This is a genomic window from Thioclava sp. F1Mire-8 (assembly GCF_002213165.1).
Taxonomy (GTDB): Bacteria; Pseudomonadota; Alphaproteobacteria; order Rhodobacterales; family Rhodobacteraceae; genus Thioclava; species Thioclava nitratireducens.
Map to the genome: position 1 here is coordinate 403,307 of NZ_NBNY01000003.1, position 24,124 is coordinate 427,430.

Here is a 24,124-nt window from a genome sequence, read left to right on the forward strand (position 1 = left end):
GCTTACCATTCGATCTCGGCGGGGTCGGCGCGGGTCTCGTTGACGATCGTCTCGCGCAGCTGGCCATCGGTGAAATGCAGCACGCGATGCGCCATCGCCGCCGTTGCCGCCGCATGGGTGACGATCAGAACGGTCGTGCCCAGCTCGCGGTTCACATCGTTGAGCACCTGCAGCACGCGCCGCCCCGTCATACTGTCGAGCGCCCCGGTCGGCTCGTCGCAAAACAGCACCGCCGGACGCTTCGCGATGGCCCGCGCGATGGCGACGCGCTGCTGCTCGCCGCCTGACATCTGCGCCGGGAAATGGTCGAGTCGTCCCTCCAGCCCGACCAGCCGCAGCGCTTCGCCCGCGTCCATCGGATCGTGCGAAATCTCGGTCACCAGATCGACATTCTCGCGCGCGGTGAGGCTGGGCATCAGGTTGTAGAACTGGAAGACGAAACCGACATGGCTGCGCCGGTATTGCGTCAGCGCCCGGTCGGACATTTCGGTCAGGTTCTGATCGCCGAACCACGCCTGGCCCGAGCTTGGTCTGTCGAGCCCGCCGATGATGTTGAGAAAGGTGGATTTGCCGCTGCCCGAAGGTCCGAGCAGCACGACGACCTCGCTGCGCGGAATTTCCAGGGTCACGTCTTTGAGGGCGTGGACCGCGGCTGGTCCCTCGCCATAGGTTTTCGACAATGCTTCGGTGCGAAAGGCAGGCTGCACGCTCGGCCTCTTCAAACAGATTGGGCGCGTCACCCGTCCCGGATCAGATCACAGCTTCTTCAGGCAGTCAAAATTTGTCGAGGCTGAGGGAGAGTTGAGGGCGTCCGCGTGGTGTTCGCGCCTCACCGGTCGAAGGCGACGTTTCCGTTCGTCGGGCGTCACGCGCTGAGGCCGTGGACGAAGAGATCAATCTCCAGCGCCAGACCGAATTCGAATTCGTTGAGTTCGGGGCCAGTCCATTGATGCTCTTCGAGATGGTCGAGGAAGTCGCGGCGTTTGCGTTCGTCGTCCGGTCCCAGCGACAGGGTCTCGGCAGCGCGCAGCAGGTCGATCCGCTTGTGGACCTCGCACATGGCGGAGAAGGCTTCCATCACCACCGCTGCCAGACGCGGTTCCTCCTGCCACGACTGGCCGCCGAAGACCTCCTGCACGACCCGATTGCCGGAGCCGAGGCAATCATAGGCGACGCAGCCTGCCATGCCTTTCTGGGTCAGTTTGTCGTGAATCGAGCAATCGTGCCCGCAAAGGTTCCGGCAGGGTTCTCCGGGGTTCTTGCTGAAGGCGAAATCCTTGCCCTTGTCGAAGGACAGCACCACGCAACAAAGCGCCGCGCATTGGGAACAGTCGGTCTTGAGGCGGTCGGTCCGGGGCATACTGGCCTTCGCTTGGCTTGACCTCTCAGCGAGGTCGTCGGGCCGTCGTATCCCGCGAAACGGGCCTGAAATGCAAGGGGCGCCCGGGGGGGCGCGACGCGAAGCTCCGGCAGCGGACAGTGGACCGCCGCCGGGTCGGTTCAGCTCAGATCGCCTCGATCGCCTTTGCCAGCATGTCGCGCACGTCGCCCGCGACCGATTTCAGCCGGGGGTTGTCGATCGCCATCATCGAGGCCGCCGGGTCGATCGCGCAGACGAGGATATCCGCGCCGTCCTGCCGCAAAATGACGTTGCAGGGCAGCATCGCGCCGACGTTCGGCTCCAGCTGGATCGCCTGATGCGCCATCTTCGGGTTGCAGGCGCCGAGGATCATGTAGCCGGCCATGTCCTCATCCAGCTTCTTCTTCATCGTGGCCTGCACGTCGATTTCGGTGAGCACGCCGAAGCCCTGCTCCTTGAGGGCCTCGCGCGTCCGGGTGTCGGCCTCTTCCAGCGTGGTATTGGTGAGGCGTTTGTCGATGGTGTAGCTCATTGTCTTGGATCCTCTGATGGTGAGCGGCTCAGGATTCGACCGGGTAGTCCTGCGCGGACCATGCGCCGAAGCTGCCCGGCACCGCGGAGACGTTCTTGAACCCGGCGCGGTGCAGCAGGCTCGCGGCGACGCTGGCGCGGTAGCCGCCCTGACAATACACCGCATAGTCGGCGGAACGGTCGAGTTCGTCCATCTCGTCTTCGATCGTACCGAGGAAATGGTGGAGCGCACCGGGGATTCGGCCGCCGTCCCATTCCTCGTCCTTGCGCACGTCGAGCGGGGTCAGATCGCTGCCCTTCAGTTCCTGCACGGTGACCTGCGGGATATGCGCAAGCGGTCGCCCGGAGGTGCGCCACGCGGCGATGCCCCCGTTCAGGTAGCCCGCGAATTCCGTGAAGCCGACGCGCCAGAGCCGCAGCACGGCCTCGTCGATCTCGGCACTCGTTTCGCTCACAAGCGCAATCGGTTTGTCGGGATCGAGCATCCATCCGGCCCAGACCGACAGGATCGGCTGCAGCCCGATATTGAGCGAGCCTTCGATGAAGCCGCCGCCGAAGGCGAGCATGTCGCGGATATCGACCAGTTGCACGTCCTTGTCGGCGATAAGCGCCTCGAACTCCTTCGGGCTCTTGCCAATGCAGCGCGGCAACCCGTGCATTACCTCGGGGCCCGCCGCATTGACCTTCTTGAGGCGCGGGTAATGCGTGGGCACCGGCGGAGCGTCCTTCGTCATCGCCTCCTTGAAGGCCTCGAGATCGGTGATCCGGGCATATTGGTTATGGGCTTTCTCATAGGCGATGCTGGTTGACATCCGGTCGCCGATATTCGGCCCGCAGGCCGAGCCCGCGCCGTGGCAGGGATAGACCAGAACGCCCTCGGGCAGCTGCATGTAGAAATCCTGCGTGGTGCGGAACAGCGCCTCGGTCAGTTCCTCGGTCTTGTCGTCGCCCAGGAGGTCGGGGCGGCCGACCGAATCCACGAAGAAGGAATCCCCGCTGAGCACGCCCCAGGGGTCGTCATTGTCCTTCTCGTAGAGCAGGAAGGAGACGTGTTCGGGCGTGTGACCCGGGGTGTGCCGCGTCTCGAGCGTGAGTTGCCCGAAGCTGAACTTGTCGCCGTCGCGGATGCCCTCATGCTCGAAATCATATTCGGCGCCGCCCTCGACGCTGACGCAAAGCTTGGGTTCTCCATCCAGCCGGTCCACCAATTCGCGTGCGCCTGACAGGAAGTCGGCGTGAATATGGGTCTCGAATACATGGGTGATCGTCAGGCCGAGCGCCTTCGCGCGCTCGATATAGATATCGCAATCGGGGCGGGGATCGACGACGGCGGCGGTGCCGCTGCCAGTGTCGCCCAACAGGTAGGAGCACTGGGCGATCCCTTCCGCGAGAATCTGTTCAAAACGCATGGTCATGTCATCTGCCTCCGAATTTCCGTCAGTTCGGGATTGCGGAAGAAATGCGCGGGGGGCGGTTCATGTTCCAAAAATTGAATATGTATCCTGCCGGTCAGGCATAAAGTTGCGATAGGAGCGTGACCCCATTTCCAGAACCACGCGCGCTCATCGCTCAGAGGCCCGAGAGAGCGGGTGATTGATCGCCCCTTTCGCCTGCCCGGGGGCCGGAGTTTGCTCGCAGCGAGAGGCATCAAGGTTTCGGAAAGCGTATGTCCACTCGCAGACCGCGCTCGAGGTTCTGCAGGCGCAGCTCACCGCCATGAATCTGGGCGATGGCGTCGACGAGGCTCAGGCCCAATCCGCTGCCCTGCGTGTTTCGGCTCCGGTCGAGGCGCACGAAACGTTCGCGCACCCGTGCCAGATCTCGATCCGGGATACCGGGGCCGTTATCGGTGACGCTCAATGTGATGTGATGGCGGGTCTCATGCACACCGATCGAGACCCGTGCCGGGGACGGGCTGTAGCGAAGCGCGTTGTCCACGAGGTTCACGAGCGCCTGGAACAGAAGCTCGCGGTCGCCTTCGATCCGGACGTCTTCGGGCAGATCGAGCGCCAGTTCCTGCCCTGCATCCTCCGCGCCAGCGCCGAGCATCTCCGCCACATCCTGACAGAGCTGCGTGAGGTCGATCGAGGCGCGCGTGATCTCGACCATTCCGGCTTGCATCCGGGACAGGCGCAGGATCGCGTCGAAGGTTTCCGAGACCTGATCGAGATCGCTCAGCGCTTTTCCGATTTCGCCTCGCTGCGCCAGCGGCAGCGACGAATCCAGCGCCACCGGCTCCAGCCGCAGCCGCAGTCGGGCGAGCGGCGCGCGCAGGTCATGGGCGACATCGGTCGAGACCTGCCGGATCGACGCGATCCCCGCCTCCAGTTGATCGAGCGCCTGATCCACGCTTTGCGCAAGACGCGCCACGTCGTCATCGCCTTCGTCGCGGATACGTAGCCCGTGGCGACCTTCGCCCACCGCGTGCAGGACCTGCTCCATCCGGTCGATGCGCACCTCGTTGCGGCGCGCGATGAAGACCGCGAAGCTGATCGACAGCAGAAGCGCGAGCCCGAGGCCCCAGCCGAAACTGGTGGCGAGGATTTCGCCCTGCTCGCGGAGCCACGCATCGTCGCGCCCCGTCATCAGCCAGCCCGAGGGGAGCCGCATCCCGAAGGTGACATAGCCCTCGGGGACATTCGCGCCGGGCGGATCGAGGAGCGTTACGTCGGGCCCCGGTTCGAGATGGCGCGCCCCTTCGAACTGGCTTGCGACGCGAACATTGCCAAGCGGTTCGGAGCCATCGGCCGGCACGAAGGTCACGATATTCGCGCCGTCGCGACTCGTCGTCATCCGCGCCGAGATCTGCTCGCTCAGGTCCTGCAAGTCGGCGCCACGGGCCGAGATGGCGAGCGCCTCGGTATCGGCGCGCACCTCGCCTTCGAGGCGACGGCTCATTTCCTTGGATTGCAGCGTGTAGGAGACCCCGCCCGCAACCAGTGCGGCAAAAGCGAAGACCGTCGAGATCGCGATGGCGAAGCGCATCGACCATGTGAACGCGCGCATCACGAGGCCTCGAACACGTAACCGATCCCGTGCAGCGTCGTTAGGTAGGGGGTCGCGAAAGGCTTGTCGATCTTGCCGCGCAGGCGGCTGATATGAGTCTCGACGACGCTGCTTTTCGGGTCGAAATGAATGTCCCAGATCGCCTCCAGCAGGATCGTCTTGGTCTGCACCCGGCCGGGACGTTCCATGAAGTGCTTCAGAAGCATGAATTCCCGCGGCTGCAATTCGATGCACTGGCCTTCGCGCCACGCCTCCCGGGCGAGCAGGTCGAGGCGCAGATCGCCCTGCACCAGTTCGGTCACCTCTGCCTTGAGGGCAGGGCGGCGCGCGATCGTGTCGATCCGCGCGAGCAGTTCGACGAAAGCGAAAGGCTTGACCATGTAGTCATCGGCCCCTGCGCGCAGCCCGGCGACGCGATCTTCGACGCTGCCCATCGCGGTGAGCAGAATCGCGGGCGTGGCGATCTGCGCGGCGCGCAACGCCTTGAGCAGGGCCAGCCCATCGAGCCCCGGCATCATCCGGTCGAAGATGAACAGGTCGTAGCTCTGCGCGGTGGCTTGGGTCAGCGCTTCGCGCCCGTCGCGGAGCAGGTCGACGGCATGACCTTCACCGGTCAGCCCCTTGCGCAGGTAGTCGCCGGTCTCGGCATCGTCTTCGGCAATCAGGATCTTCATCGCACCATCTTTCGATAACGGACCGGCATTGTCACGGTCGGCCCCGCTACGCCTGTGCGATTTCTTACAAATTCGTAAGACGGGAGCAAAACGCTTCGTCCTTCTGCAGGCGATTGCTGGCGGCATCGGTGCGGATGCATCGCAAGCAATGAGGACCTTATGCGAAACCTGCTTCTTTCCGCCGCGCTCATCGCGGTGCCGGTCGCGTCATTTTCAATGGTCGAAATGGCCATGAATACGGGAGGGCCGGGCGCTTCCGCGGCGCAAGCTGCAAGCCTCGGCGATATGAGCCCTTACGAGACGATCGTGAGCGATACACAGACGCTTGCCAAGAAAGGCGAGTTCACCGCTGCGGAGAAACGTATCACCGATCTGGAGACCCTTTGGGACAAGAACGCGGCCAAGCTGCGCAAGGCCGATCCTTCCGCTTGGGGCGTGATCGACGGTGCGGCGGACAAGGCTTTCGCCGCGCTGCGCACGAAGTCGCCAGATTCGAAAACCGTGATGGAGAGCCTTAACGGCTTGCAGACCGCGCTTGCCGATCCGGTACCCTCGGAAGTCGGGGCTGTGCAGAAAGTCGCGGGCATCGCGGTGACCGACAAGACCGGCCATGCGCTGCCCTGCGAGGCGATGATCGGGAAAGTTCGAGATACGCTCGACGGCAAAACCGCGCCGCAAGCGGTCTCCGATCTTCTGGCGAAAGCGCTCGAGCGCTGCAACGCCGACGACGATACCCGCGCCGATGCGTTCTCGGCGCAGGCGCTGGCAATGCTGAACGACTGAGGCGCAACATGAGCTATCAACAGACTTTCATCTACCCCGACGAAGAGTTGACCGACCCGGTCAGCCGCGTTCCCGAGGTCACGCCGGGCTTTTGGCTCATCAAACTGATGGCGGTGACGATGGGCGAGACGGCGGCCGACTTTCTGGCCGTCAATCTCGGTCTCGGCCTGACCGCGACGACGATCCTTATGGCTGCGATCCTCGCCTTGGTGATCCGCTGGCAATTCGCGCAGCGCCGCTACGTGCCTGCAGTCTACTGGTCGGCCGTGGTGCTGATCTCGATCGTGGGGACGCTGATCACCGACAACATGACCGACAATCTCGGGATTCCGCTGATCGACTCGACGATCGGGTTCACCATCCTGCTGGGCGCGACCTTCGCGGCGTGGTTCGCCTCCGAGCGCACGCTCTCGATTCATGAGGTCTACACCGCCCGGCGCGAAGGGTTCTACTGGCTCGCGATCCTGTTCACCTTCGCGCTCGGCACGGCGGTCGGCGATCTGATCTCCGAGCAGTTCGGGATAGGCTATCTCGCGACCGGCATCCTCTTCGGGTTGATCATCGCGTCGCTCACCGTGGGGTATGTCACCTTCAATCTGGGCGGGCTCTGGGCGTTCTGGCTCTGCTATATCTTCACCCGCCCGCTGGGTGCGTCCTTCGGCGATCTTCTCTCGCAACCGACCGATTATGGCGGGCTGGGCTTCGGCACCGTTCCCACCAGCCTCGGCTTCCTCGCCGTCATCGCGATCACCGTCGCCGCGATGACCTTGAAACGCAGGCGCATCTGATTCCCTTTCCAGATCGTACGCCGCGTGGCCCTCCGTCCCGTCCGTCCGGGGCGGAGGGTTTTTCGTCTGGGCCAAGCCGGTAATCCAGCTTCTCACCGATTTGTAAGAAACTGTCGAAGTCGATCCGGATCGCGACGGGCAATTTCCTCTCAACATCAAAAGGAGGTGCCCAGAGATGCAAACAGACACGCTGGCCGTGAGCACGCGGGGACTTACCCTGCGCTACGGCGATTTCACCGCGCTCCAGCCGCTCGATCTCGATATCGGACGTGGCGAGATCTTCGGATTTCTCGGCCATAACGGCGCGGGCAAGACCACGACGATCCGGCTACTGACGACGCTCATGGAGCCCAGCGGCGGCACGGCGAGCGTCGCCGGCTGCGACCTCGCGCATAACCGCATCGCGCTGCGCCGCGCCATCGGCTACCTGCCCGAGAACGTCCGCCTCTACGACACGCTCACCACGCGCGAGAACCTGCGCTTCTTCGCGGCGCTCTCGCGGATCGAGGATGCCCGCGACCGCGTCGAGGAGGTGATGGAGTTCCTCGGCATCACCGATCTCGCCGACCGCCGGATCGCGACCTTCTCCAAGGGGATGCGCCAGCGGGTCGGACTGGCCCAGGCCATCGTGCACCGCCCGCAGGTCCTGTTCCTCGACGAGCCGACCTCGGGGCTCGACCCGATGGGGGTGCGCCAGCTGCGCGAGGTGCTCGAGCGGTTGAACGCGCAGGGCATGACGATCTTCATGAACACCCACCTGCTGAGCGAGGTGGCGCGGTCGTGTTCCTCCATCGGCGTGCTCTCGCATGGGCAGCTGGTCTTCCACGACACGATCGAGACGGTGAACGCGCGCTACGGCTCGGAAGAGGCCCTCGAGGAGCTTTACCTCTCGGTGGTGCCGGATCGCGAGGTCGCGGCATGACACCTTCCACGATCCTGCGCCGCCACGCGCTTGCCGCGCTTGCACGCGAGCGGACGATCGCGCTGGTGGCCGCGCTGTTCGCCGCGCTGGTGCTGGTCTCGGCCTATCTCGGCTGGTCCGCGACCTCAACGGTCGACGCAATCTACGCCAGCGCCACGCATTGGTTCGAAGCCAATGGCAAGCCGGTGCCGCCAAACCCGGTTACGCAAGGCTCGCCGCTGGCGCTGCTGCGCAACCTCACGATCTATATCAGCCTGATCGGCGCCTTTTCGGCCATCGTGATCGGCTACCGGATGGTCGAGACCGACCGCCGGGCCGGCGTGCTGCCGCTGATCGGCGCGCGCCCGCTGGAGCGGCTCGATTACGCGCGAGGCAAGGTCTCGGCACTCGCTCTGGCCGTCGGCGGACTGGCCGCGCTTGCGGGCGTCGTGGGCGCCGCGACCCTCGTCATCCTGCCTTCGGTTCATCTCGCCGCAGGGGATTGGGCGCGGCTGGCTGCGTTCTTCTCTCTGGGCTGGCTCTACATGATGACCTTCGGGCTGATCGCGATCGGTGCTTCGGCGCGCGCGCGCAGCGAAACCGTGGGTCTGATGGTGCCGACGGTGGTGTGGCTGGTGCTGACCTTCGTCTGGCCTGCGCTGACCGGAAACATCCTGCCCACCGCTGCGATCAACCCGATCTCGGCCCTCGCACCCGCCCCGCAATCCGCGATCTTCGACCTCTCCGCAAACCTGCTCGGGCCGTTCTCGCTGGCCGAAGCCTACAAGTATCTCGGAGCGGAGCTGATGGGTTACCTGCCCGACGGTCTGCCGCCGCGCGGTCCCGTGCCGCCGCTGGTCGTGATGATGCTCTTCGCTGCGGGCTCCGGCCTCTATGCGCTGCGCGGCTGCCTCAAGCTCGACATGACGAAGGGAGGCCCCGATGCCTGATCTCTCCGCAATCTCCACCATTGCGCTCAAGGACGCGCGGATCGCGCTGCGCGACCGTTTCCTGCTCGCTGCGACGCTGGCGCTCGTCGCCGCCGCACTGATCTCGCTGATCACCGGGACGGTCGCGATGCGCACCGATGTCGCCACCTACATGGCCGCGAAACAGCAGCTGCTGGCGCTCGGCAAAAGCCTCGGTTCAATCGCGGCGCCCGAGTTCTATCCGCTGAAGCTGATGCGCGGCACGATCGAGCAGATCGAGATCATGGGCGCCGTGATCGCGCTGATCGCGGGCTACCGCGCCGCCGTCGAAGAGCGCGGACGCCAGACGTTGGCGCTGATCCTGACGCGGCCGCTCTCGAACTGGCAGTTCCTTGCCGCGAAGCTGCTGGGCGGGGCCGGGCTGATTGGGGCGGCGCTGGCTTGCGTCTTCGCGCTCTGCGCAGTGGTGCTCGCGCTCGGTTCGGGCATTGGGATTTGGGCGAATGACCTCTTGCGCCTTGCGATCACCTGGGGGGCTTCGACGCTCTATCTTAGCGCGATCTTTGCGGTGGGCTTCGGGCTGAGCCTCTGGCTGAAAAGCCCGGCGAGCGGGCTGCTCTACGCCTTCGCGCTGTGGCTGCTGGTGGTCCTCGTCGCGCCGCAGATCGGCGACACTATGGACCCCGATAACCAGGTCGCAGGCGGCGTCTTCGCGCAGCTTTCGATCCCGAAGGCCGAGCAGACCAAGATCAAGCAGGGCTTCGCCACCTACGAAACCATCCGCAACGGGATCGAGGTCTCGTCCGTGACCAAGCATTACGAGCGCTTCACCTTCGCGGTGCTCGGAATCAAGGACATCTACACCGGCAAAGCGCTCGGGCCGATCTGGGCCGACAAGAAGGGCGATGCCTGGTTCCTCATTCTCTTCACCCTCGGTCTCGGCGGGCTCGTCCTGCTGCGTCCGATCCGTGCCGACCGTCTGACCAAGGAGACCTGACGATGAACAAGACGCTTTCCACCCTCACCGTGCTGCTGATGCTCGCCGCTGGCGGCGCCCAGGCCGCGCAGACCGATACCGACAAGGATGGCGTGCCCGACATGGCCGAGCCGCTGCTGCACACCGATCCGCAGAACCCCGATACCGATGGCGACGGGCAGAACGATCTGGCCGACAAGGATCCGGTGGTCGCGCAAAGCCCGATCCAGCCCGCTGGCACTGCCGCGCCGTTCCATATCGGAGAGCTGCTGGTCGAGAACAACGTCGATCCCGCGACCCATACGGACGCGCCCGATCACCTCGAGATCCAGCTGGTCAATGACAGTGCCAAACCGCTGAGGGGCTTCACCCTCTTCTACACCATCACCGACGCCGATAGCGGCGCGAAGGAGGCCTATATCCTGCACCCCGACGTGACCGTTCCCGCCAATGGCTCGGCCCGCATCCATGTCGATGACAGCGGCAAGCCGGGGCATCTGCGGGCGAACCCGAACTCGATCTACACCACTGCGCAATCCGCGAAACAAGTCGAGGTGAGCCTGCAGCTTCCGGGCACTGCCGCGGTGACGCAGGGTGTCAAGAAAGACGCCGGCGGCGCCGAGCAGGCGGATTGATCGCCAACCATCGCAGAGCGGCCCCGCATCCGGGGCCGCAACGGAGACAGAGGCGATGAAACTTCGCGAAATCGCGCGGATCGTGGGCACCGTATTGGTCGGGACGCTCGCGGCGCTGGTGCTCTATTTCGGGTATTTGCAGGTGACCGGAAATTTCCACACCGTGGTGGCTGGAGAGTTCTATCGTTCGAACCAACCGAACGCCGCGAGGCTGAAGGCCTACAAGAAAAAGGACGGCATACGATCGGTCCTGAACCTGCGCGGAGCGCATCCGGGACAGGCGTGGTACGATCAGGAGAAGGCTGCGGCGGAACGGCTTGGATTGGAATTGATCGACTTCAAGATGTCCGACCATCAAACCCTCAGCCCGATCCGCCTCGCGGCGCTCGAAGGGGCGATGGCGCGGGCGCCCAAGCCCGTTCTGGTTCACTGCAAGGCGGGGGCGGATCGCACCGGGCTCGCTGCCGCGCTTTACCTTTATCATAAGAAGAAGCGTTCGCTTTCCGAGGCGGGTTGGCAGCTCTCGTTTCTCTACGGCCATATAGGCGTGCCGTGGCTCTCGAGAGCCTGGCCGATGGACGAGACCTGGATGGCGGTGAATACTGGCGACCGCGTGCCGGCTGTTGCGTGGCGTGGGTCGTGACCGCGGCGATTAGTCCAGCGAGCGCTGCGGTTGACCCGCAAGGGGCTTCTGTGTCAGGCACGCGACCTTTCATGATCCACCTCGGCGCGCGCGCCGGGCCCAGCCTAAGGAAGGACATATGGCACTCACCCTGCGCCGCAACCGCGACCGCGATCTGGCCCCCTTGGCAGCGATGCTGTCGGACGCCGAAATTCCCCTGCTCAATCCCAATGCGAAAGTTCCGTTCGACGAGATGGAATGGCATCGCAAGTGGCTTGGAGAACATCAGGACGTCTCGTTCTACCTTCAGGATGAGACGGGGCGGGATGTCGGTTTCTTCGCGCTGCGCGAGGGTATCGGGCCGGAGGTGCGGCACCTGACCTACGTCTATCTCGTCGAAGAGGCGCGTGGCGGGGCGGCTGCAGAGCTGACGGGGCACGTGGAACAGGCGGCGCGAGACCTCGGCGCGCTGTCGCTGACCCTGAAGGTGGAGCTCGATAACGCGCCGGCCTTCAACGCCTATCTCTCGGCCGGCTACGAGGAACTGTCCCGCCGTCAGGGCATGGCGACGATGCGGTTGGATCTGGAGGAGAGGCCCGCCGAATAAGCGGGGCTTCCGACGGGTGTGGCGCAAGATGAGAACCGTTGGTTCGCGGTCCTCCAGGTCGTTCAGGCCGTCGCTTCGCGATCCAATTTTACGCGCGGTCCGCGGCCTTCGCCTGATAACCTTCGAGCTTAGTTCTCAGGGCGCGACCGTCGCAACCTGAGCAGGCGGATGCATTTCGAGCGTATTTCGAGCGTTGGCGGCTCTGCTGCGGGACGATGAATTGCCCCGAGGCGCTTTCGGATGGACCTGCGCGTTCGCGGAACCAACGAGCCTGCTGCGAAAGATCCTCGAACTCTCCGGGCGCGTAACACTCATCGAAGCTGAAGATGAGGGAAACGTGCGCCGATCCGCGACGAATACGACAAGCAAGGCGACCGTCTTCTATGACGGGGCGTGCCCGCTTTGTCGTGCCGAAATCGGGCTCTATCGCGAAGCGCCGGGGGCGGACGCTTTGGAGTTCGTCGATCTCTCCGACCCGGGCGCGACTCTGCCCGACGCTCTGAACCGGGACGACGCGCTGGCGCGGTTTCACGTGCGGACGCGGGATGGGCGTCTCGTCTCGGGGGCCGCCGCGTTTGCAGAGCTCTGGGCGCAACTTCCGCGCTGGCGTGGTCTGGCGCGCATCGCGCGATGGCCGATTGTCAGGACTCTCCTCGAACTGGCCTACCGTATCTTTCTGATGCTGCGCCCCGGTATCGTCTGGCTCTTCGTCAGGCTGACGGGGCCGCGCGCCCGATGAGCGTGATGCCGGTGGATCAGCCAAGGGACTTTTGGCGCGTGGGGTTTCTCGCGATGGCGCTCGCGACGGCGAGCATCCCGATCTACATCCACCTGCCGAGTTTTGCGGCCACGCGACTTGGCCTGTCGCTCGGTCAGGTCGGGGCGATCCTGCTGCTGATCCGTATCGTGGATTTCCTGCAGGATCCGCTCTTGGGGTGGATGACAGACCGCTGGGCGCAGTACCGCTCGGGGTTCGCGGCCCTCGCGATGGCGCTGCTGGCGGCGGGCTGTGTCGCGGTCTTTTCTCTGCCAGTGCAGGGAAGTCCCGCGCTTTGGCTGACCGGGGGGCTTGTCGTCGCGTTCACGGGGTATAGCCTCGGGACGATCCTGATCTACGGCCAGAGCGCCGCTTTCGCCGGATCGGGGCGGACCCAGTCGCAGCTGAGCCTCGCCGGCTGGCGCGAAACCGGCGTTCTGATCGGGGTGACGCTCGGCGCGATCGCGCCGGCGCTGCTTTCGACGCTCCACGATCAATCGGATGGCTACCGGCCTTTCGGCTGGCTGATCGCGCTGTTGTCGTTGATCGCGGTCGCGTTGGCGCGGCCGCTTTGGCGCAAGACGCAACTCGCCTCGACGCGGTTGAACTGGCGGGGACTCATCGGGTCAGGCGCGGGTTGGCTCTTGCTGCTGGCCTTCGTCAACAGCCTGCCGGTGGCCGTGACATCGACGCTGTTTCTGTTCTTCGTGGGGGACCGGCTTGGCTTGCCGGACTTGGCAGGACCATTTCTTATCCTGTTCTTCATAGCCGCCGGGGCGAGTGCCCCTCTATGGGGACGTCTCGCCAGACGGTTCGGCGCCCGCCGGGTGCTGCTGGTCGCGATGGTTCTTGCAATCGTGAGCTTCGTCGGCGCCTTCAGCCTGCCGACCGGGGCCGCTTTACCGTTCGCGGCGATCTGTATCGGGTCCGGTGTCGCGCTCGGAGCGGATATGGTGATCCTATCGGCGCTTTTCGCGTCAGCGCTGTCGCGTGCGGGGCTGCAAGCGGGGCAGGCGTTCGGGATCTGGAACTTCAGCGCCAAGGCGACTTTGGCGATCGCCGCCGGAACCGTGTTGCCGTTGCTTCAATATTTCGGATACCAGCCCGGCTCAGGCAACACCCGCGCGGCGCTCTCGGCGCTCAATGTCAGCTATGCGCTCGTGCCCTGCGCGCTGAAACTGGCGGCGATCGCGCTCGTGCTCGGATTGCCTCGCGACATTCTCGACAATTCGAGCTGATGCGGAGCGCGCGCAAGGCAGATTACGATCTAACCCTCATTTGTTCGACGCCGAAGCGACCCCGATCGGATCAGGGCTACTCCGGCGACGCATCGTCAGGATCAGAGGCTCAGGACCAGGGGGTCACGAGGTATTTCTCGCCGGTCTTCATTTTCCGGTAATCGGTCACGGCCTCTTTCGTCAGCATCTCGTCGAGATTGACGCGGGTCTTGTAATGGCTCGCGAAGGTGGTCGTGAGATTGTCGCGCACCCGCTTGCGCATCCGCGCGACGGTTTCTTGCCCGGCCGATTGCAGGAACGGAAACAGCAGCCAGCCCGAGAGCGTCCAACCGAAGCCGTAGCTCGGCGAGAGGGTCGTCGGGCCGGTGTCGAGACGTCCGTAAATGAACATCCGCTTCGGCTGGTTCGAGCCGTAGCGCGAATATTCCGTCATCCGGCTCACCGCGACCTGCTCCATCGCCTTGAAGGCGTTGTCGACCGCATGGCCGCCGCCGATCGGATCGAAGCCGTAGAAGGCTCCGGTGTCGTCGATCGCATCGCGAAGCCGTTCCATGAAATCGTCATCCGAGGAGTTCACGACATGGGTGGAGCCGATCTTCTTGAGCAGATCGACCTGATCGTCCTTGCGAACGATATTCACCAGACCGAGACCGTCCTCCTGACAGATGCGCGTCAACATCTGCCCGAGGTTCGACGCGCCAACCGTGTGCAGGATCGCATCCTGCCCGTCCATCTTGGCGTTCTCGACGAAGCCGAGCGCGGTCATCGGATTGACGAAGGCGCTCGCGCCATCTTCGGAGGAATGATCGCCCAGCGGCAGGCACATCTCCGCATCGGCGATGCAATACTGGCTATAGGCGTTGCCCGGCACGCAGGAGACGCGCTGCCCCATAAGCGCTTTCGCCGCGTCGCTGTCACCGGTTGCGACGACCGTGCCTGCGCCCTCGTTGCCCGCGGGCAGCTTCAGACCGTGCCGCGCTTTCGAGCCCGCGTTGAACGGCTCGGGCATCTTGGCCACGAATTTGCCGGGGGAATACGCGGCGTTCTCCATATCCGCCGCGCCCACGAGGATGGCGAGGTCTGAGGGGTTGATCGGAGCCGCCTCCATTTTGACGAGAACCTGATTGCCGGTTGGGTCGGGGAAATCCACGTCCTCGATCGCGACGGTGAGTGTGCCGTCCGCCTCCAGCGTCGTGAACAGTTGTTTGCCAGTGGTCGCCATGTCGATCTCCAGATGCCTGATTTGGGGTGAAAACTCGGGTCGGGTCGCGAACGGAGCTCCGGGAGATTGCGCCCGCACCGTCCGCGCTTGCCTGGCCAGATAGAGCGGGGCGCCCGCGCGGCGACCGCGTGCGACGCGACGTCTTGTCGGTTCGCGTGTCCGGCATCGCCGCGAGCGACTGGCGAATATCGGTGGCCCGCACATTTGTGCGGGGGGATTTGACCGGTGAGGCCCGCGAAAGCCTGCGCTGCCGCGACGGGCGCTGGAACTCCTGCCCGCGGCGAAAGTTGGCCCCTTTGAAATCGAAGGAGTCCCCATGTCAACGATCACCACCACCAACCCCGCAACGGGCGAGACGATCAAGACCTATCCTCTGATGAGCGAGGCCGAGGCCTTCGAGAAGGTCGAGGCCGCGCATTCCGCCTTTCTGGATTGGCGCGCGCGGACGCCCGCCGAGCGCGCGCCCTACCTGACCAAGATCGCAGAAAAGCTCCGCGAGAACGCGGATGAGCTGGCCGCGCTGATGACGCGCGAGACCGGCAAGCTGCTGAAGGACGGCAAGGCCGAAGTCGAGATCTGTGCCGCGATCCTCGACTATACGGCGAAGACCGGCCCCGACGCGCTGGCCGACGAGGAGCGTACCCACGGCACAGAGGGATCGCGCGGTGTCGTGACCTACCAGCCGATCGGCGTGATCTACTCGATCCAGCCGTGGAACTTCCCGCTTTACCAGCCGATCCGGGTGCTCGCGGCGAACCTGATGGCGGGCAATGCCTGCGTACTCAAACATGCCAGTATCTGCACCGGCTCGGGCCTGCGCCTGCGGGACTTGTGTATCGAGGCTGGGCTGCCCGAGGACCTCTTCCAGGTCATTTTGATCGACCACGACACCAGCGACAAATTGATCGCGCATCCCAAGGTGCGCGGCGTGACCCTGACCGGTAGCGACGACGCGGGCCGCCACGTCGGCAGCGTCGCCTCGAAGTCACTGAAGAAGACCGTGCTGGAGCTGGGCTCGAACGATGCCTACCTCGTGCTGGAAGATGCCGATATCGAAACGGCGGTGAAATTCTCCGTGATGGGGCGGCTGTACAATAACGGCGAAACCTGCGTCTCGGCGAAACGGTTCATCGTCGCGGACAAGGTCTATGACGCCTTCGTCGAGGCCTTCGTGGAGCAGATGAAGGCGATCAAGATGGGCGATCCCACCAAGGACGACGTCCAGCTTGGTCCGCTTTCGAGCGACGACCAGTTCGCGATGGTCAAGGAGCAGGTGGAACAGAGCCTCGCCAAAGGGGCGAAGGCGCTTTGCGGCGGCGAGGCCCCGGATATCACCGGCGCCTACTACCCCGCGACGGTGCTGGTCGATGTGGCTCCCGGGATGCCCGCCTATGACGACGAGATATTCGGCCCCGTCGCAGCGGTGATCCGCGCCAAGGATGACGAGGACGCGATGCGCATCGCCAATGACAGCCGATATGGCCTTGGCGGCGGGATCTTCAGCAAGGACGAAGACCGTGCGCTCAAGCTCGCTCGCGATCACTTCGACACCGGGATGGTGCGGATCAACTCTTTCGGGACTGCCGATCCGAACATGCCCTTCGGAGGCGTCAAGGATTCGGGCTACGGCCGCGAGCATGGCGGCTTCGGCATGAAGGAATTCGTCAACGCAAAAGCGGTGTTCCTGCCATGATCACCCTTCACGCCCTGCACTATTCCCGCGCGACCCGGGTGCTGTGGCTGCTCGCCGATCTGGGCGAGCCCTGCCACCGGATCGATTATCAGCGCACCGAGAATTTTCGCGCACCGGAGGCCCTGTCGCGGGTTCACCCGCTGGGCAAGTCGCCGGTGATCGAGGACGGCAACCGGATACTCGCGGAATCCGCGACGATCCTGCGTTACCTCGTCGCGAAATACGGTGACGAGACCCATACGCCGCCGCGTGGTACGCCGGAATTCTGGCAGCACGAAGAACTGCTGGATTATGTCGAAAGCTCGTTTGCCGAGGTTGCGCTGCGGGCGGTCCTGCCCGCCTTCCGGGGCAAGCCGGTGCCCGCAGAGGCGCAGGCGGCGCTCAATTCTCATCTCAATTTCATCGGGCGGACGATCGGTACCGGGCCAATGCTCTTCGGCGAGAGGGCAATGCTGGCCGATATCCAGATGTCCTATGTCATCGCCTTGCTGGCGCGGCTCGATCTGCTGGGAGAGCATCCCAAGGTCGGCGCCTACTGGAGCGCCCTGCAGGCGCAGCCCGGCTATATCGCCGCCGTCAAGGCCGCAGGCCCAATGGCACCGCCCGGCTGACACTCCGGGCAGCCCCGATCCACTCATGCGAAATAGGGCAGCGCGACGCCTCTCGCGCTGCCCTTCATCTTGTGCCGGGCGCAACACCGCGATCCGGGTTGAGCGCGCACGACCGATCTCGGGATGTTGAAGGTCTGCCCCGAGAAGTCCTCGCAAGGGCGGCGGAAAAACTGCTACTCGCTTGCACAGGCCGATATTCTCGTGGAGGTGTTCTCTACCGCTGCGGTCGGCGACGGTGAGGTTTGGCGCAACAGGAGACAGCGATGCAGGAACTGACAGCCTTCGGCCCGGATTTTCCCTTTTCCTACGAGGACTGGATCAGTCACCCCGCGGGTCTCGGTACGCTGCCCAAGGATGTGCTGGGCGCGCCGGTCGCCATCATCGGCGCCGGGGCGGCCGGGGTCATCGCGGCCTACGAATTGATGAAGCTCGGTCTGCGGCCGGTGGTCTACGAGTCCTCGCAATTCGGCGGGCGGTTGCGTTCGCAGAGCTTCGAAGGGACGGACAGGGTCGTCGCGGAGCTTGGCGGGATGCGCTTTCCCGTGTCCTCGCGGGGGTTCTACCATTACGTCGATCTTGTCGGATGCGAGAGCCGCCCCTTTCCGAACCCGCTGACGCCCGCCGCCGGATCGACCGTCATCGAGCTTGAAGGCGAACGGCATTTCGCACGCAGCCTCGACGACCTGCCCGAGGGGTTCCACCAGATCGCGCAAGCCTATGACGAAGCGCTGCGCAGTCAGGCGGCCTTCCCCGACTTGCAAGCCGCGGTGCGCGCCAAGGATGTGGCCGCGATCAAGGCGATCTGGGATCCGCTTGTCAAAGATTGGGACGAGCGCACCTTCTACGATTTCGTTGCCCATTCGGAGGCGTTCCAAAAGCTCGATTTCTCGCATCGTGAGATTTTCGGTCAGGTCGGGTTCGGCACCGGCGGCTGGGATTCGGACTTCCCGAACTCGATGCTGGAGATCCTGCGGGTAAATCTGCTCGGGCTCGACGATGACCAGCGCTATATCGTGGGAGGGGTGGAGTCTGTCCTGCATCGCCTGTGGAACGCGGCGCCGGCCTGCGCGCATTGGCCCGAGGGTACGACGCTCGCGAGCCTGCATGGCGGCGCGACGCGCAGCCGGGCGACCGCGCTGAGCCGCGCCGGAGAGATGATCCGGCTGCGCGACCAGTGGGGCAACGAGGACGACTATGCCGCGGTGCTCGCGACGTGCCAGACGCACTTGCTGACGACGGCGATCGAGACCGAAGAGGACCTGTTCGATCAGAAGATGTGGATGGCGCTTGACCGGACCCGCTACATGCAGGCCGCGAAGACCTTCGTCATGGTCGACCGGCCGTTCTGGAACGACATCGACCCGGAAACCGGCGAACCGCTGATGTCGATGACGCTGACCGACAGGCTGACGCGCGGCACCTATTTCTTTGATAACGGGCCCGACCGCCCCGGCGTGATCTGCCTCAGCTACGCCTGGATGAGCGACGCGCTCAAGGTGCTGCCGCTCAGTGCGGAGCGTCGGGTCGAGCTGTCTCTGCAGGCGCTAGGGAAAATCTACCCCGGCGTCGACATTGCCTCGCATATCCGCGGCCAGCCGATCTGCGTGAGCTGGGAGGCGGACGAAAACTTCCTCGGGGCTTTCAAGGGCGCGCTGCCGGGTCACTACCGCTACAACCACCGCATTTACGGCCACTTCATGCAACAAGGCATGGCGGCGAGCCAGAGGGGCGTCTTCCTCGCCGGGGACGGTGTCAGCTGGACTCCCGCCTGGGTCGAGGGCGCGGTGCAGACATCTCTCAACGCGGTGTGGGGGATCATGACGCATCTCGGCGGACGCAGCCCCGAGGAAAACCCCGGACCCGGCGATCTCTATCCCGAGCGCGGGCCGATCAAGCTGGCCGATTGAGCCTCAGAACCGGTTGCCCCAACGCGGGTGGAGGTCGTAGATCACCAGCGGATGGCGATGGGTGCGTTGGCCCTGCAGATGCGGGTGATCCGGCGCGAGATTGTCGTGGCGATGCTCCAGCGAGACCGGATCGCCGGAGGGCCAGACGCGCAGCGCGACGGCCAGCCCGAGCATCGCCACGCCCGAGAGACCGAGCAATGCCGGGACCGCGCCGAACTCCGTCATCAGCCAGCCGGAGAGCGGATAGGTCACCAGCCAGCAGGCATGGCTCAGCGCGAATTGCGCCGCAAAGAGGGCCGGGCGGTCCTCGGGATGCGCGGAGCGTCGCAGCAATCGGCCCGACGGAGTGAGCACGGCCGAATAGCCCAAGCCCGTCGCCAGCCATGCTGCGAGAAGCAGGGGCCAGCTCAGCCCGGCCGTCGAGATTGCCAAGGCAAGGCCGAGAAGCGCGCCGATCATCACGCCTGCGCCCGACAGCATCACCGGGCGGTCCGCTATGCTTTGAAGGATACGGGGCAGGCCGAGGGCCGCCAGCATCGACCCCGCCCCAAAGGCGAACATCGTCCAGGCCAGATCGCTGTCCGACAGGTGGAGCCCGCCGCGTACCAGCACGACCGAGTTCACCAGCACCATCGCACCCGCCGCAGCGGCGGCGAGGTTCACCGCCAGAAGTCCCCGCAGCCGTGGCGTCGCAAGGTAGATCCGAATGCCGCGCGTGGTCCGGTCATAGATGCCGCGCCGGGTTGCTGCCTGCGGGCTCGGCAGGATCACCGACACAACCAGCAGCGCCGAACCCGCGAACCCCGCGACCGTGCCGAGAAACAGGCTGTTATAGCTCATCACCGCAAGCAGCAGCGCCGCGAGCGTGGGACTGACGATATTCTCGAGGTCGTAGGCCAGGCGCGACAGCGACAGCGCGCGGGTGTAGCGCTCTTCTTCCGGCAGCACATCCGGCAGCGTCGCCTGAAATGTCGGGGTGAAGGCGGCGGAGGCCGATTGGAGAAGGAAGATCAGCACATAGACTTGCCAGACCTCGGTCACGAACGGCAGCGCCAGCGCCGCGAAGGCCCGGACGAGGTCGAGCGTGACCAGAAGCGCCCGTCGGTTTACCCTGTCGGCGAAGGCGCCTGCCACCGGTGCGATCCCGACATAGGCCACCATCTTGATCGTGAAGACCGTGCCAAGCACCATGCTCGCTTGATCTCCCGCCAGATCGAAGGCCAGCAGCCCGAGCGCAACCGTGGCGAGCCCGGTGCCCAGAAGCGCAACGATCTGAGCGGCGAAGAGATGGCGATAAGTTCTGTCAGCGAGGATGGCGAGCATGGGCTCAGGAATAGCGTGAAACGGTCCTGCGTTCCATGCGATCCGTCGCGATCCCCGCGCGCAGCCCGGTCATTCTTCGAGCGCCTTACGGCGGGCCTGATATTCCTCGGGGTCGATTTCCCCCTTCGCGAGACGTTCCTTGAGAATGTCGAGCGCGGTGTTCTGGCTCCGGCCCGGTCCGCGTTCCGTGAACCAGCGCACGGCAAGTACGGCAAGGAGAATGAGTACCCCCCAGAATACCACCATCATGCCGACACCGAAGAAGCCGTAACCGTCGCCCCACATCATGGGATGACCATAATATCCCTCTCCATAGCCGCTCGGAGCGTCGGCGAAAGCCACGGCCGGGGCAAGGGGTGCGAGAAATGCAGTGAAAAGAGAAAGTTTCGTCATAATCGCCTCCACGGGTTCGTTTCCGCCTCGATACACCTCTGACGAGTTCGCGACATTGAGGCAGATCAACGGCGCGCTCGGACGGTCCCTTGCGCACGGTTGGTTCATCCGGTGAAGGCGAGCTGTCGGTAGGCGGCCTTGGCCATCGGCCAGAGTGCAGCGCTGCTCAGCGGCGCGGAGAGGGCGAAGCCGTAGCCGCCGTCGACCCAGACGAGACTCGCGACACCATCCCCTTCGGTCAGGCGAAATGCGGTCTCTCCAGTGGAAAGCGCGGTGACATAGAGCGTCAGGCGCGCGCCTGCTTGGGTTTCATACATCAGCTGCGCGGCGGGACCCTGATCGGCAGGCAACAGGCGTCCGCCCACGAGTGTGTAGCCCTGCGCCGACAGGTCCGGGGCGACCAGCTTGCGGTCGAGCCGTTTCGACAACCACGCCATCAGGTGCGCGCGCTCCTGCGCTGCGACCTCGACCGGGTGGACGACCTCCACGGAATAGACCGCGTGGGCGACCTGCGCCTCGCGGGCGAGTTCGGTCAGCGGAGCGCGGGGGGATCCGCCGCCCTGCCGCGCCAGTCCCCAACCGGCGCCAAGCCCCGCTGCGAAGAGCGCGATAGCCGCCGCTACCCTTGGAACCCAGCCTGCCCCTGCGGGTGCAGCGAGGCGCAGCCGCGCAGGGATAGGCGCTGCGTGGACCGGCGCGAGGGCTGCGCGCAGCGCGTCGCGATCGGCGCGCATCGCGGACAGCCGCTGCGCCAGCGCCGGATCCGCCGCGAGCTTGGCCTGCATCCGGGCGCGATGTTTGGGAGCGAGCCGGCCATCGAGATAGGCGTGCACCTCCGCCTCTCTCCGCATGATGGAATCTGCATGGGGATCGGTCATTTGAGCCTCCGCAGATGGGGGTGGCGCGTGCGATCGGGTCGGTCATGGCCAGTCATCTCGCGCAGCGCCTCGCGTCCCCGGGCGAGGCGCGACATCACCGTACCCTTGGGCAGGCCAAGGATCCGGGCGACCGCCTCGTAGCTGAAATCCTCGACTCCGACCAAGAGAAGTACCTCCTGCTGCTCGATCGGCAGGCGAGCGAGCGCACTGAACACGTCGCCGAGAAAGACGACCGTTTCGGCATCCGCATCGCGCCCAGCGAGCCCGTCGGGATCGAGCGCCCCGCCCTCGGGGCGGCGGATGCGACGGCGATGCGCATCGTGGTAAAGGTTCCGCAGGATGCGAAACAGCCAGGCCCGCAACTGGTCTTCCGAACGCAGCAGGTGCCAGCGCGTCAGCGCCCGCGCGAGACAGTCCTGCACAAGATCGTCCGCCGCGTCGCGCTCACGGGTCAGCGCGAAGGCGAAGCGGCGCAGCGCGGGAATCTGCGCCTCGATCAGGTGGCGGGTGCGACGGGTCACATGGGTGGGCCTTGTTCGACCGGGCGGCGTCAATGCGATACCGCCCGGGGATTGCGTCAGGGCTGAGCGACTTTCCACGCGCCGTTGGCGACGCCGTCACCGGTCACGTCGCCCGGCTTCGTGTCATTTTTCCAAGTATACAGTGGTTGGCCCTTGTAAGCCCATTGCTTCGTTCCGTCGTCGCGGGTGATCACGCTCCAGTCGCCCATCGCCTGATCGTCGGCGGTGGCCATCAGCGGCGGCCAGTTCGTGGCGCAGGGCCCGGTGCAGGCGGACATCCCCTCACTGTCCTTGGCGAAGGTGTAGAGCGTCATGCCCGCGGAATCGACGAGCGTCGGCCCCTTGGCGGTGTCGGTGACACTGGCGGGATCGGCTTGCGCAATGCTCGCGGCCAGCAAAACGGCAGTGGTCAGCAGAAAACGTTTCATCTTCCTCTCCTCTCGGGTTTGGGTCCTGTAGGGAAGAAGACGACCCCGGCGCGGGAATAATCCCGGCCGGGGCAAAAAAATGCGAATTGTAAGATGGGCCTCAGGCCAGACGGGCCTGCAGGCTTCGGCTCTGCCAGCGCAGGATACCTGCGACCGACGCCCAGTAGACGATCCAGCCGCCCAGCGTCGCGGCGTCGGGCGCGGCACGGTAACCGGTCAGCGCCGAGATCAGCCCGCCAAGACGGCCCCCGTCATCGAGCAGCGCGCTCATGTCCCAGAGCGGCGCGCCGAAGGGCAGGATGCCCGCCGAGACGAGATCATCCACGCCGGTGGTGAAGAGCGCAGCGCCCAGTAGGAGCAGCATCACCTCGGACACCCGGAAGAAGCCGCGCCACGGCAGGAACTTCGCGCCGGCTCGCAGCAGCGCATAAGTCGCTCCGGCCGCGGCCACACCGACCGCGATCGAGGCGAGAACGCCGGTCATCTCGCTCTGCTTCGCCGCGGCGAGCGAGCCGTAGAGGAATACTACCGTTTCCGAGCCCTCGCGCGCTACCGCCGCCATCGCGAGTAGGAAAACCGCCCACCAGCCCTGACGTATCGCGGCGGCCTTCAGCCCGGCCTCGAGATCGCGTTTCAGCGTACGGCCGTGGCCGCGCATCCAGACCACCATCTGCACGATCAGCCCAGCGGCTACGAAGACCATCACCGTCATCAGGTCCTGACGGACCTCGGTCGACAGCAGTTTCGAGAAGCCCAGCAGCGTCAGCGCGAAGGCCAGCGCCAGCGCCAGCCCGGTCAGAACGCCCCCCCAGAGGAAGCGCGCCGCGCGTCGCCCGGCGCCTTCATGTGCGAGCCATCCCGCGAGAATGCCTATGACGAGCAGCGCCTCCACGCTCTCACGCCACAGGATGAAGATGATCTGTCCGTCCATGACATTCTCTCGTGGGTTGGTGGGTTACTTGACGACGATCGTGCCCTTGGCGGTGTCTTGATCCTCGTGGAATTCCTCGACGAAGGGATAGCTGCCCGCCGGCAGCGCCCGGAGTTCGATCGTCTCGGTCTGGCCCGGCGCGATGATCTTCTCGATGCGCAGGCGCTTGCTCTCGAACTCGGCTGCGGTCTTGCCGGTATTCGAGACGGTCAGCGTCACGGCGGTATCCGCGGGAAGGTCGATCTGCTGCGGCGAGACGACCCCGTCGGTCAGGGTAATCGTCGGGATTGTCTCGTCCGCCACGGCCAGCGCCGGCGCGCAGGCGAGCACGAAAAGCGCGGGAAGAATGCGTGAAATGCGAGTCATGGTGTTCCTGCTTGTCTGTTCGGTGTCCGAATAACCGACAAAAA

At 65.0% G+C, this 24,124-nt stretch carries 27 protein-coding genes; 13 read left to right on the top strand and 14 right to left on the bottom strand.

Features of this window, described 5'->3' with window-relative positions; all coding sequences use genetic code 11:
• Positions 1–2 precede the first annotated feature (2 nt).
• From B6V75_RS13400 to B6V75_RS13425, 6 genes are all read right to left on the bottom strand, one after another.
• Entirely contained in the window at positions 3–707 is a 705-nt protein-coding gene (locus B6V75_RS13400) for an ABC transporter ATP-binding protein (protein WP_088720011.1), read from the bottom strand.
• A gap of 158 nt (positions 708–865) precedes the next feature.
• Positions 866–1,360, bottom strand: a complete 495-nt coding sequence (locus tag B6V75_RS13405) for a hypothetical protein (protein ID WP_088720012.1) — start codon at positions 1,358–1,360, stop codon at positions 866–868.
• 145 nt (positions 1,361–1,505) lie between these two features.
• Positions 1,506–1,892 carry a DUF302 domain-containing protein gene (locus B6V75_RS13410; protein WP_075776635.1) on the bottom strand — a complete coding sequence of 129 codons (387 nt, stop codon included), beginning with the start codon at positions 1,890–1,892 and terminating at the stop codon, positions 1,506–1,508.
• A gap of 28 nt (positions 1,893–1,920) precedes the next feature.
• Complete coding sequence (locus B6V75_RS13415) at positions 1,921–3,306, bottom strand: MBL fold metallo-hydrolase (protein ID WP_088720013.1); 1,386 nt, start codon at positions 3,304–3,306, stop codon at positions 1,921–1,923.
• A 232-nt stretch (positions 3,307–3,538) separates the two neighbouring features.
• Complete coding sequence (locus tag B6V75_RS13420; RefSeq protein ID WP_088720014.1) at positions 3,539–4,897, bottom strand: HAMP domain-containing sensor histidine kinase; 1,359 nt, start codon at positions 4,895–4,897, stop codon at positions 3,539–3,541.
• Positions 4,897–5,571, bottom strand: coding sequence for a response regulator transcription factor (locus tag B6V75_RS13425; RefSeq protein ID WP_075776632.1), 675 nt, complete (start codon positions 5,569–5,571; stop codon positions 4,897–4,899). Before B6V75_RS13425 ends, B6V75_RS13420 begins: the two co-directional genes overlap by 1 nt.
• Before the next feature lie 306 nt (positions 5,572–5,877).
• On the opposite strand from B6V75_RS13425, the gene B6V75_RS13430 reads away from it, so the two are divergent.
• The 10 genes from B6V75_RS13430 to B6V75_RS13475 all read left to right on the top strand — a co-directional run bounded on the left by B6V75_RS13430 (position 5,878) and on the right by B6V75_RS13475 (position 13,807).
• Complete coding sequence (locus B6V75_RS13430; protein WP_146735140.1) at positions 5,878–6,354, top strand: hypothetical protein; 477 nt, start codon at positions 5,878–5,880, stop codon at positions 6,352–6,354.
• Positions 6,355–6,362: 8 nt separating this feature from the next.
• Positions 6,363–7,142, top strand: a complete 780-nt coding sequence (locus B6V75_RS13435) for a hypothetical protein (RefSeq protein WP_088720016.1) — start codon at positions 6,363–6,365, stop codon at positions 7,140–7,142.
• A 175-nt stretch (positions 7,143–7,317) separates the two neighbouring features.
• The gene (locus B6V75_RS13440; protein ID WP_077701418.1) at positions 7,318–8,064 is read left to right on the top strand and encodes an ABC transporter ATP-binding protein; all 747 of its coding nucleotides are present in this window, start codon (positions 7,318–7,320) and stop codon (positions 8,062–8,064) included.
• Positions 8,061–8,993 carry an ABC transporter permease subunit gene (locus B6V75_RS13445; RefSeq protein ID WP_077701419.1) on the top strand — a complete coding sequence of 311 codons (933 nt, stop codon included), beginning with the start codon at positions 8,061–8,063 and terminating at the stop codon, positions 8,991–8,993. Before B6V75_RS13440 ends, B6V75_RS13445 begins: the two co-directional genes overlap by 4 nt.
• A complete protein-coding gene (locus B6V75_RS13450; RefSeq protein ID WP_088720017.1) occupies positions 8,986–9,969 on the top strand; it encodes an ABC transporter permease in 984 nt (327 codons plus the stop codon). Before B6V75_RS13445 ends, B6V75_RS13450 begins: the two co-directional genes overlap by 8 nt.
• Before the next feature lie 2 nt (positions 9,970–9,971).
• Positions 9,972–10,583 carry a hypothetical protein gene (locus B6V75_RS13455; protein ID WP_088720018.1) on the top strand — a complete coding sequence of 204 codons (612 nt, stop codon included), beginning with the start codon at positions 9,972–9,974 and terminating at the stop codon, positions 10,581–10,583.
• A gap of 55 nt (positions 10,584–10,638) precedes the next feature.
• Positions 10,639–11,226 (top strand): tyrosine-protein phosphatase, encoded by a 588-nt coding sequence (locus B6V75_RS13460; RefSeq protein WP_088720019.1) that lies wholly within the window; start codon positions 10,639–10,641, stop codon positions 11,224–11,226.
• 118 nt (positions 11,227–11,344) lie between these two features.
• The gene (locus tag B6V75_RS13465) at positions 11,345–11,812 is read left to right on the top strand and encodes a GNAT family N-acetyltransferase (RefSeq protein ID WP_075777570.1); all 468 of its coding nucleotides are present in this window, start codon (positions 11,345–11,347) and stop codon (positions 11,810–11,812) included.
• A 337-nt stretch (positions 11,813–12,149) separates the two neighbouring features.
• Positions 12,150–12,551: a DUF393 domain-containing protein gene (locus B6V75_RS13470; RefSeq protein ID WP_088720052.1), complete on the top strand. Its 402-nt coding sequence runs from the start codon at positions 12,150–12,152 to the stop codon at positions 12,549–12,551.
• Complete coding sequence (locus tag B6V75_RS13475) at positions 12,548–13,807, top strand: MFS transporter (RefSeq protein WP_240496965.1); 1,260 nt, start codon at positions 12,548–12,550, stop codon at positions 13,805–13,807. Before B6V75_RS13470 ends, B6V75_RS13475 begins: the two co-directional genes overlap by 4 nt.
• 109 nt (positions 13,808–13,916) lie before the next feature.
• On the opposite strand, the gene B6V75_RS13480 is transcribed toward B6V75_RS13475, so the two are convergent.
• Positions 13,917–15,029, bottom strand: coding sequence for a zinc-binding dehydrogenase (locus B6V75_RS13480; RefSeq protein WP_088720020.1), 1,113 nt, complete (start codon positions 15,027–15,029; stop codon positions 13,917–13,919).
• A gap of 316 nt (positions 15,030–15,345) precedes the next feature.
• Here B6V75_RS13480 and B6V75_RS13485 point away from each other — a divergent pair, with 316 nt between their 5' ends.
• From B6V75_RS13485 to B6V75_RS13495, 3 genes are all read left to right on the top strand, one after another.
• Complete coding sequence (locus B6V75_RS13485) at positions 15,346–16,722, top strand: NAD-dependent succinate-semialdehyde dehydrogenase (protein WP_088720021.1); 1,377 nt, start codon at positions 15,346–15,348, stop codon at positions 16,720–16,722.
• Positions 16,719–17,333, top strand: coding sequence for a glutathione S-transferase (locus B6V75_RS13490; protein WP_088720022.1), 615 nt, complete (start codon positions 16,719–16,721; stop codon positions 17,331–17,333). Before B6V75_RS13485 ends, B6V75_RS13490 begins: the two co-directional genes overlap by 4 nt.
• A 263-nt stretch (positions 17,334–17,596) precedes the next feature.
• Entirely contained in the window at positions 17,597–19,240 is a 1,644-nt protein-coding gene (locus B6V75_RS13495) for an NAD(P)/FAD-dependent oxidoreductase (protein ID WP_088720023.1), read from the top strand.
• A 3-nt stretch (positions 19,241–19,243) separates the two neighbouring features.
• Here B6V75_RS13495 and B6V75_RS13500 read toward each other — a convergent pair whose 3' ends face one another.
• The 7 genes from B6V75_RS13500 to B6V75_RS13530 all read right to left on the bottom strand — a co-directional run bounded on the left by B6V75_RS13500 (position 19,244) and on the right by B6V75_RS13530 (position 24,080).
• Positions 19,244–20,563 (bottom strand): MFS transporter, encoded by a 1,320-nt coding sequence (locus tag B6V75_RS13500; RefSeq protein WP_088720024.1) that lies wholly within the window; start codon positions 20,561–20,563, stop codon positions 19,244–19,246.
• A gap of 69 nt (positions 20,564–20,632) precedes the next feature.
• Positions 20,633–20,956: an SHOCT domain-containing protein gene (locus tag B6V75_RS13505; protein ID WP_075777576.1), complete on the bottom strand. Its 324-nt coding sequence runs from the start codon at positions 20,954–20,956 to the stop codon at positions 20,633–20,635.
• 104 nt (positions 20,957–21,060) lie between these two features.
• Positions 21,061–21,834 (bottom strand): anti-sigma factor, encoded by a 774-nt coding sequence (locus B6V75_RS13510; protein ID WP_206198491.1) that lies wholly within the window; start codon positions 21,832–21,834, stop codon positions 21,061–21,063.
• Positions 21,831–22,355 (bottom strand): sigma-70 family RNA polymerase sigma factor, encoded by a 525-nt coding sequence (locus B6V75_RS13515; protein WP_233243071.1) that lies wholly within the window; start codon positions 22,353–22,355, stop codon positions 21,831–21,833. The genes B6V75_RS13510 and B6V75_RS13515 overlap by 4 nt, the downstream gene beginning before the upstream one ends.
• Positions 22,356–22,411: 56 nt before the next feature.
• Positions 22,412–22,783, bottom strand: a complete 372-nt coding sequence (locus tag B6V75_RS13520; RefSeq protein WP_088720025.1) for a hypothetical protein — start codon at positions 22,781–22,783, stop codon at positions 22,412–22,414.
• A 100-nt stretch (positions 22,784–22,883) separates the two neighbouring features.
• A complete protein-coding gene (locus B6V75_RS13525; RefSeq protein WP_088720026.1) occupies positions 22,884–23,714 on the bottom strand; it encodes an FTR1 family protein in 831 nt (276 codons plus the stop codon).
• 24 nt (positions 23,715–23,738) lie between these two features.
• Entirely contained in the window at positions 23,739–24,080 is a 342-nt protein-coding gene (locus tag B6V75_RS13530) for a cupredoxin domain-containing protein (RefSeq protein WP_075777688.1), read from the bottom strand.
• Between the last annotated feature and the right edge of the window lie 44 nt (positions 24,081–24,124).

Bases quoted from the DNA above. Each gene is read 5' to 3' on its own strand.
- B6V75_RS13480 (WP_088720020.1), bottom strand. From the start codon at position 15,029: ATGGCGACCACTGGCAAACAACTGTTCACGACGCTGGAGGCGGACGGC.
- B6V75_RS13490 (WP_088720022.1), top strand. From the start codon at position 16,719: ATGATCACCCTTCACGCCCTGCACTATTCCCGCGCGACCCGGGTGCTG.
- B6V75_RS13445 (WP_077701419.1), top strand. From the start codon at position 8,061: ATGACACCTTCCACGATCCTGCGCCGCCACGCGCTTGCCGCGCTTGCA.
- B6V75_RS13475 (WP_240496965.1), top strand. From the start codon at position 12,548: ATGAGCGTGATGCCGGTGGATCAGCCAAGGGACTTTTGGCGCGTGGGG.
- B6V75_RS13530 (WP_075777688.1), bottom strand. From the start codon at position 24,080: ATGACTCGCATTTCACGCATTCTTCCCGCGCTTTTCGTGCTCGCCTGC.
- B6V75_RS13415 (WP_088720013.1), bottom strand. From the start codon at position 3,306: ATGACCATGCGTTTTGAACAGATTCTCGCGGAAGGGATCGCCCAGTGC.
- B6V75_RS13500 (WP_088720024.1), bottom strand. From the start codon at position 20,563: ATGCTCGCCATCCTCGCTGACAGAACTTATCGCCATCTCTTCGCCGCT.
- B6V75_RS13485 (WP_088720021.1), top strand. From the start codon at position 15,346: ATGTCAACGATCACCACCACCAACCCCGCAACGGGCGAGACGATCAAG.
- B6V75_RS13520 (WP_088720025.1), bottom strand. From the start codon at position 22,783: ATGAAACGTTTTCTGCTGACCACTGCCGTTTTGCTGGCCGCGAGCATT.
- B6V75_RS13455 (WP_088720018.1), top strand. From the start codon at position 9,972: ATGAACAAGACGCTTTCCACCCTCACCGTGCTGCTGATGCTCGCCGCT.
- B6V75_RS13505 (WP_075777576.1), bottom strand. From the start codon at position 20,956: ATGACGAAACTTTCTCTTTTCACTGCATTTCTCGCACCCCTTGCCCCG.
- B6V75_RS13450 (WP_088720017.1), top strand. From the start codon at position 8,986: ATGCCTGATCTCTCCGCAATCTCCACCATTGCGCTCAAGGACGCGCGG.
- B6V75_RS13425 (WP_075776632.1), bottom strand. From the start codon at position 5,571: ATGAAGATCCTGATTGCCGAAGACGATGCCGAGACCGGCGACTACCTG.
- B6V75_RS13465 (WP_075777570.1), top strand. From the start codon at position 11,345: ATGGCACTCACCCTGCGCCGCAACCGCGACCGCGATCTGGCCCCCTTG.
- B6V75_RS13510 (WP_206198491.1), bottom strand. From the start codon at position 21,834: ATGACCGATCCCCATGCAGATTCCATCATGCGGAGAGAGGCGGAGGTG.
- B6V75_RS13435 (WP_088720016.1), top strand. From the start codon at position 6,363: ATGAGCTATCAACAGACTTTCATCTACCCCGACGAAGAGTTGACCGAC.
- B6V75_RS13420 (WP_088720014.1), bottom strand. From the start codon at position 4,897: ATGCGCGCGTTCACATGGTCGATGCGCTTCGCCATCGCGATCTCGACG.
- B6V75_RS13460 (WP_088720019.1), top strand. From the start codon at position 10,639: ATGAAACTTCGCGAAATCGCGCGGATCGTGGGCACCGTATTGGTCGGG.
- B6V75_RS13495 (WP_088720023.1), top strand. From the start codon at position 17,597: ATGCAGGAACTGACAGCCTTCGGCCCGGATTTTCCCTTTTCCTACGAG.
- B6V75_RS13405 (WP_088720012.1), bottom strand. From the start codon at position 1,360: ATGCCCCGGACCGACCGCCTCAAGACCGACTGTTCCCAATGCGCGGCG.
- B6V75_RS13410 (WP_075776635.1), bottom strand. From the start codon at position 1,892: ATGAGCTACACCATCGACAAACGCCTCACCAATACCACGCTGGAAGAG.
- B6V75_RS13525 (WP_088720026.1), bottom strand. From the start codon at position 23,714: ATGGACGGACAGATCATCTTCATCCTGTGGCGTGAGAGCGTGGAGGCG.
- B6V75_RS13440 (WP_077701418.1), top strand. From the start codon at position 7,318: ATGCAAACAGACACGCTGGCCGTGAGCACGCGGGGACTTACCCTGCGC.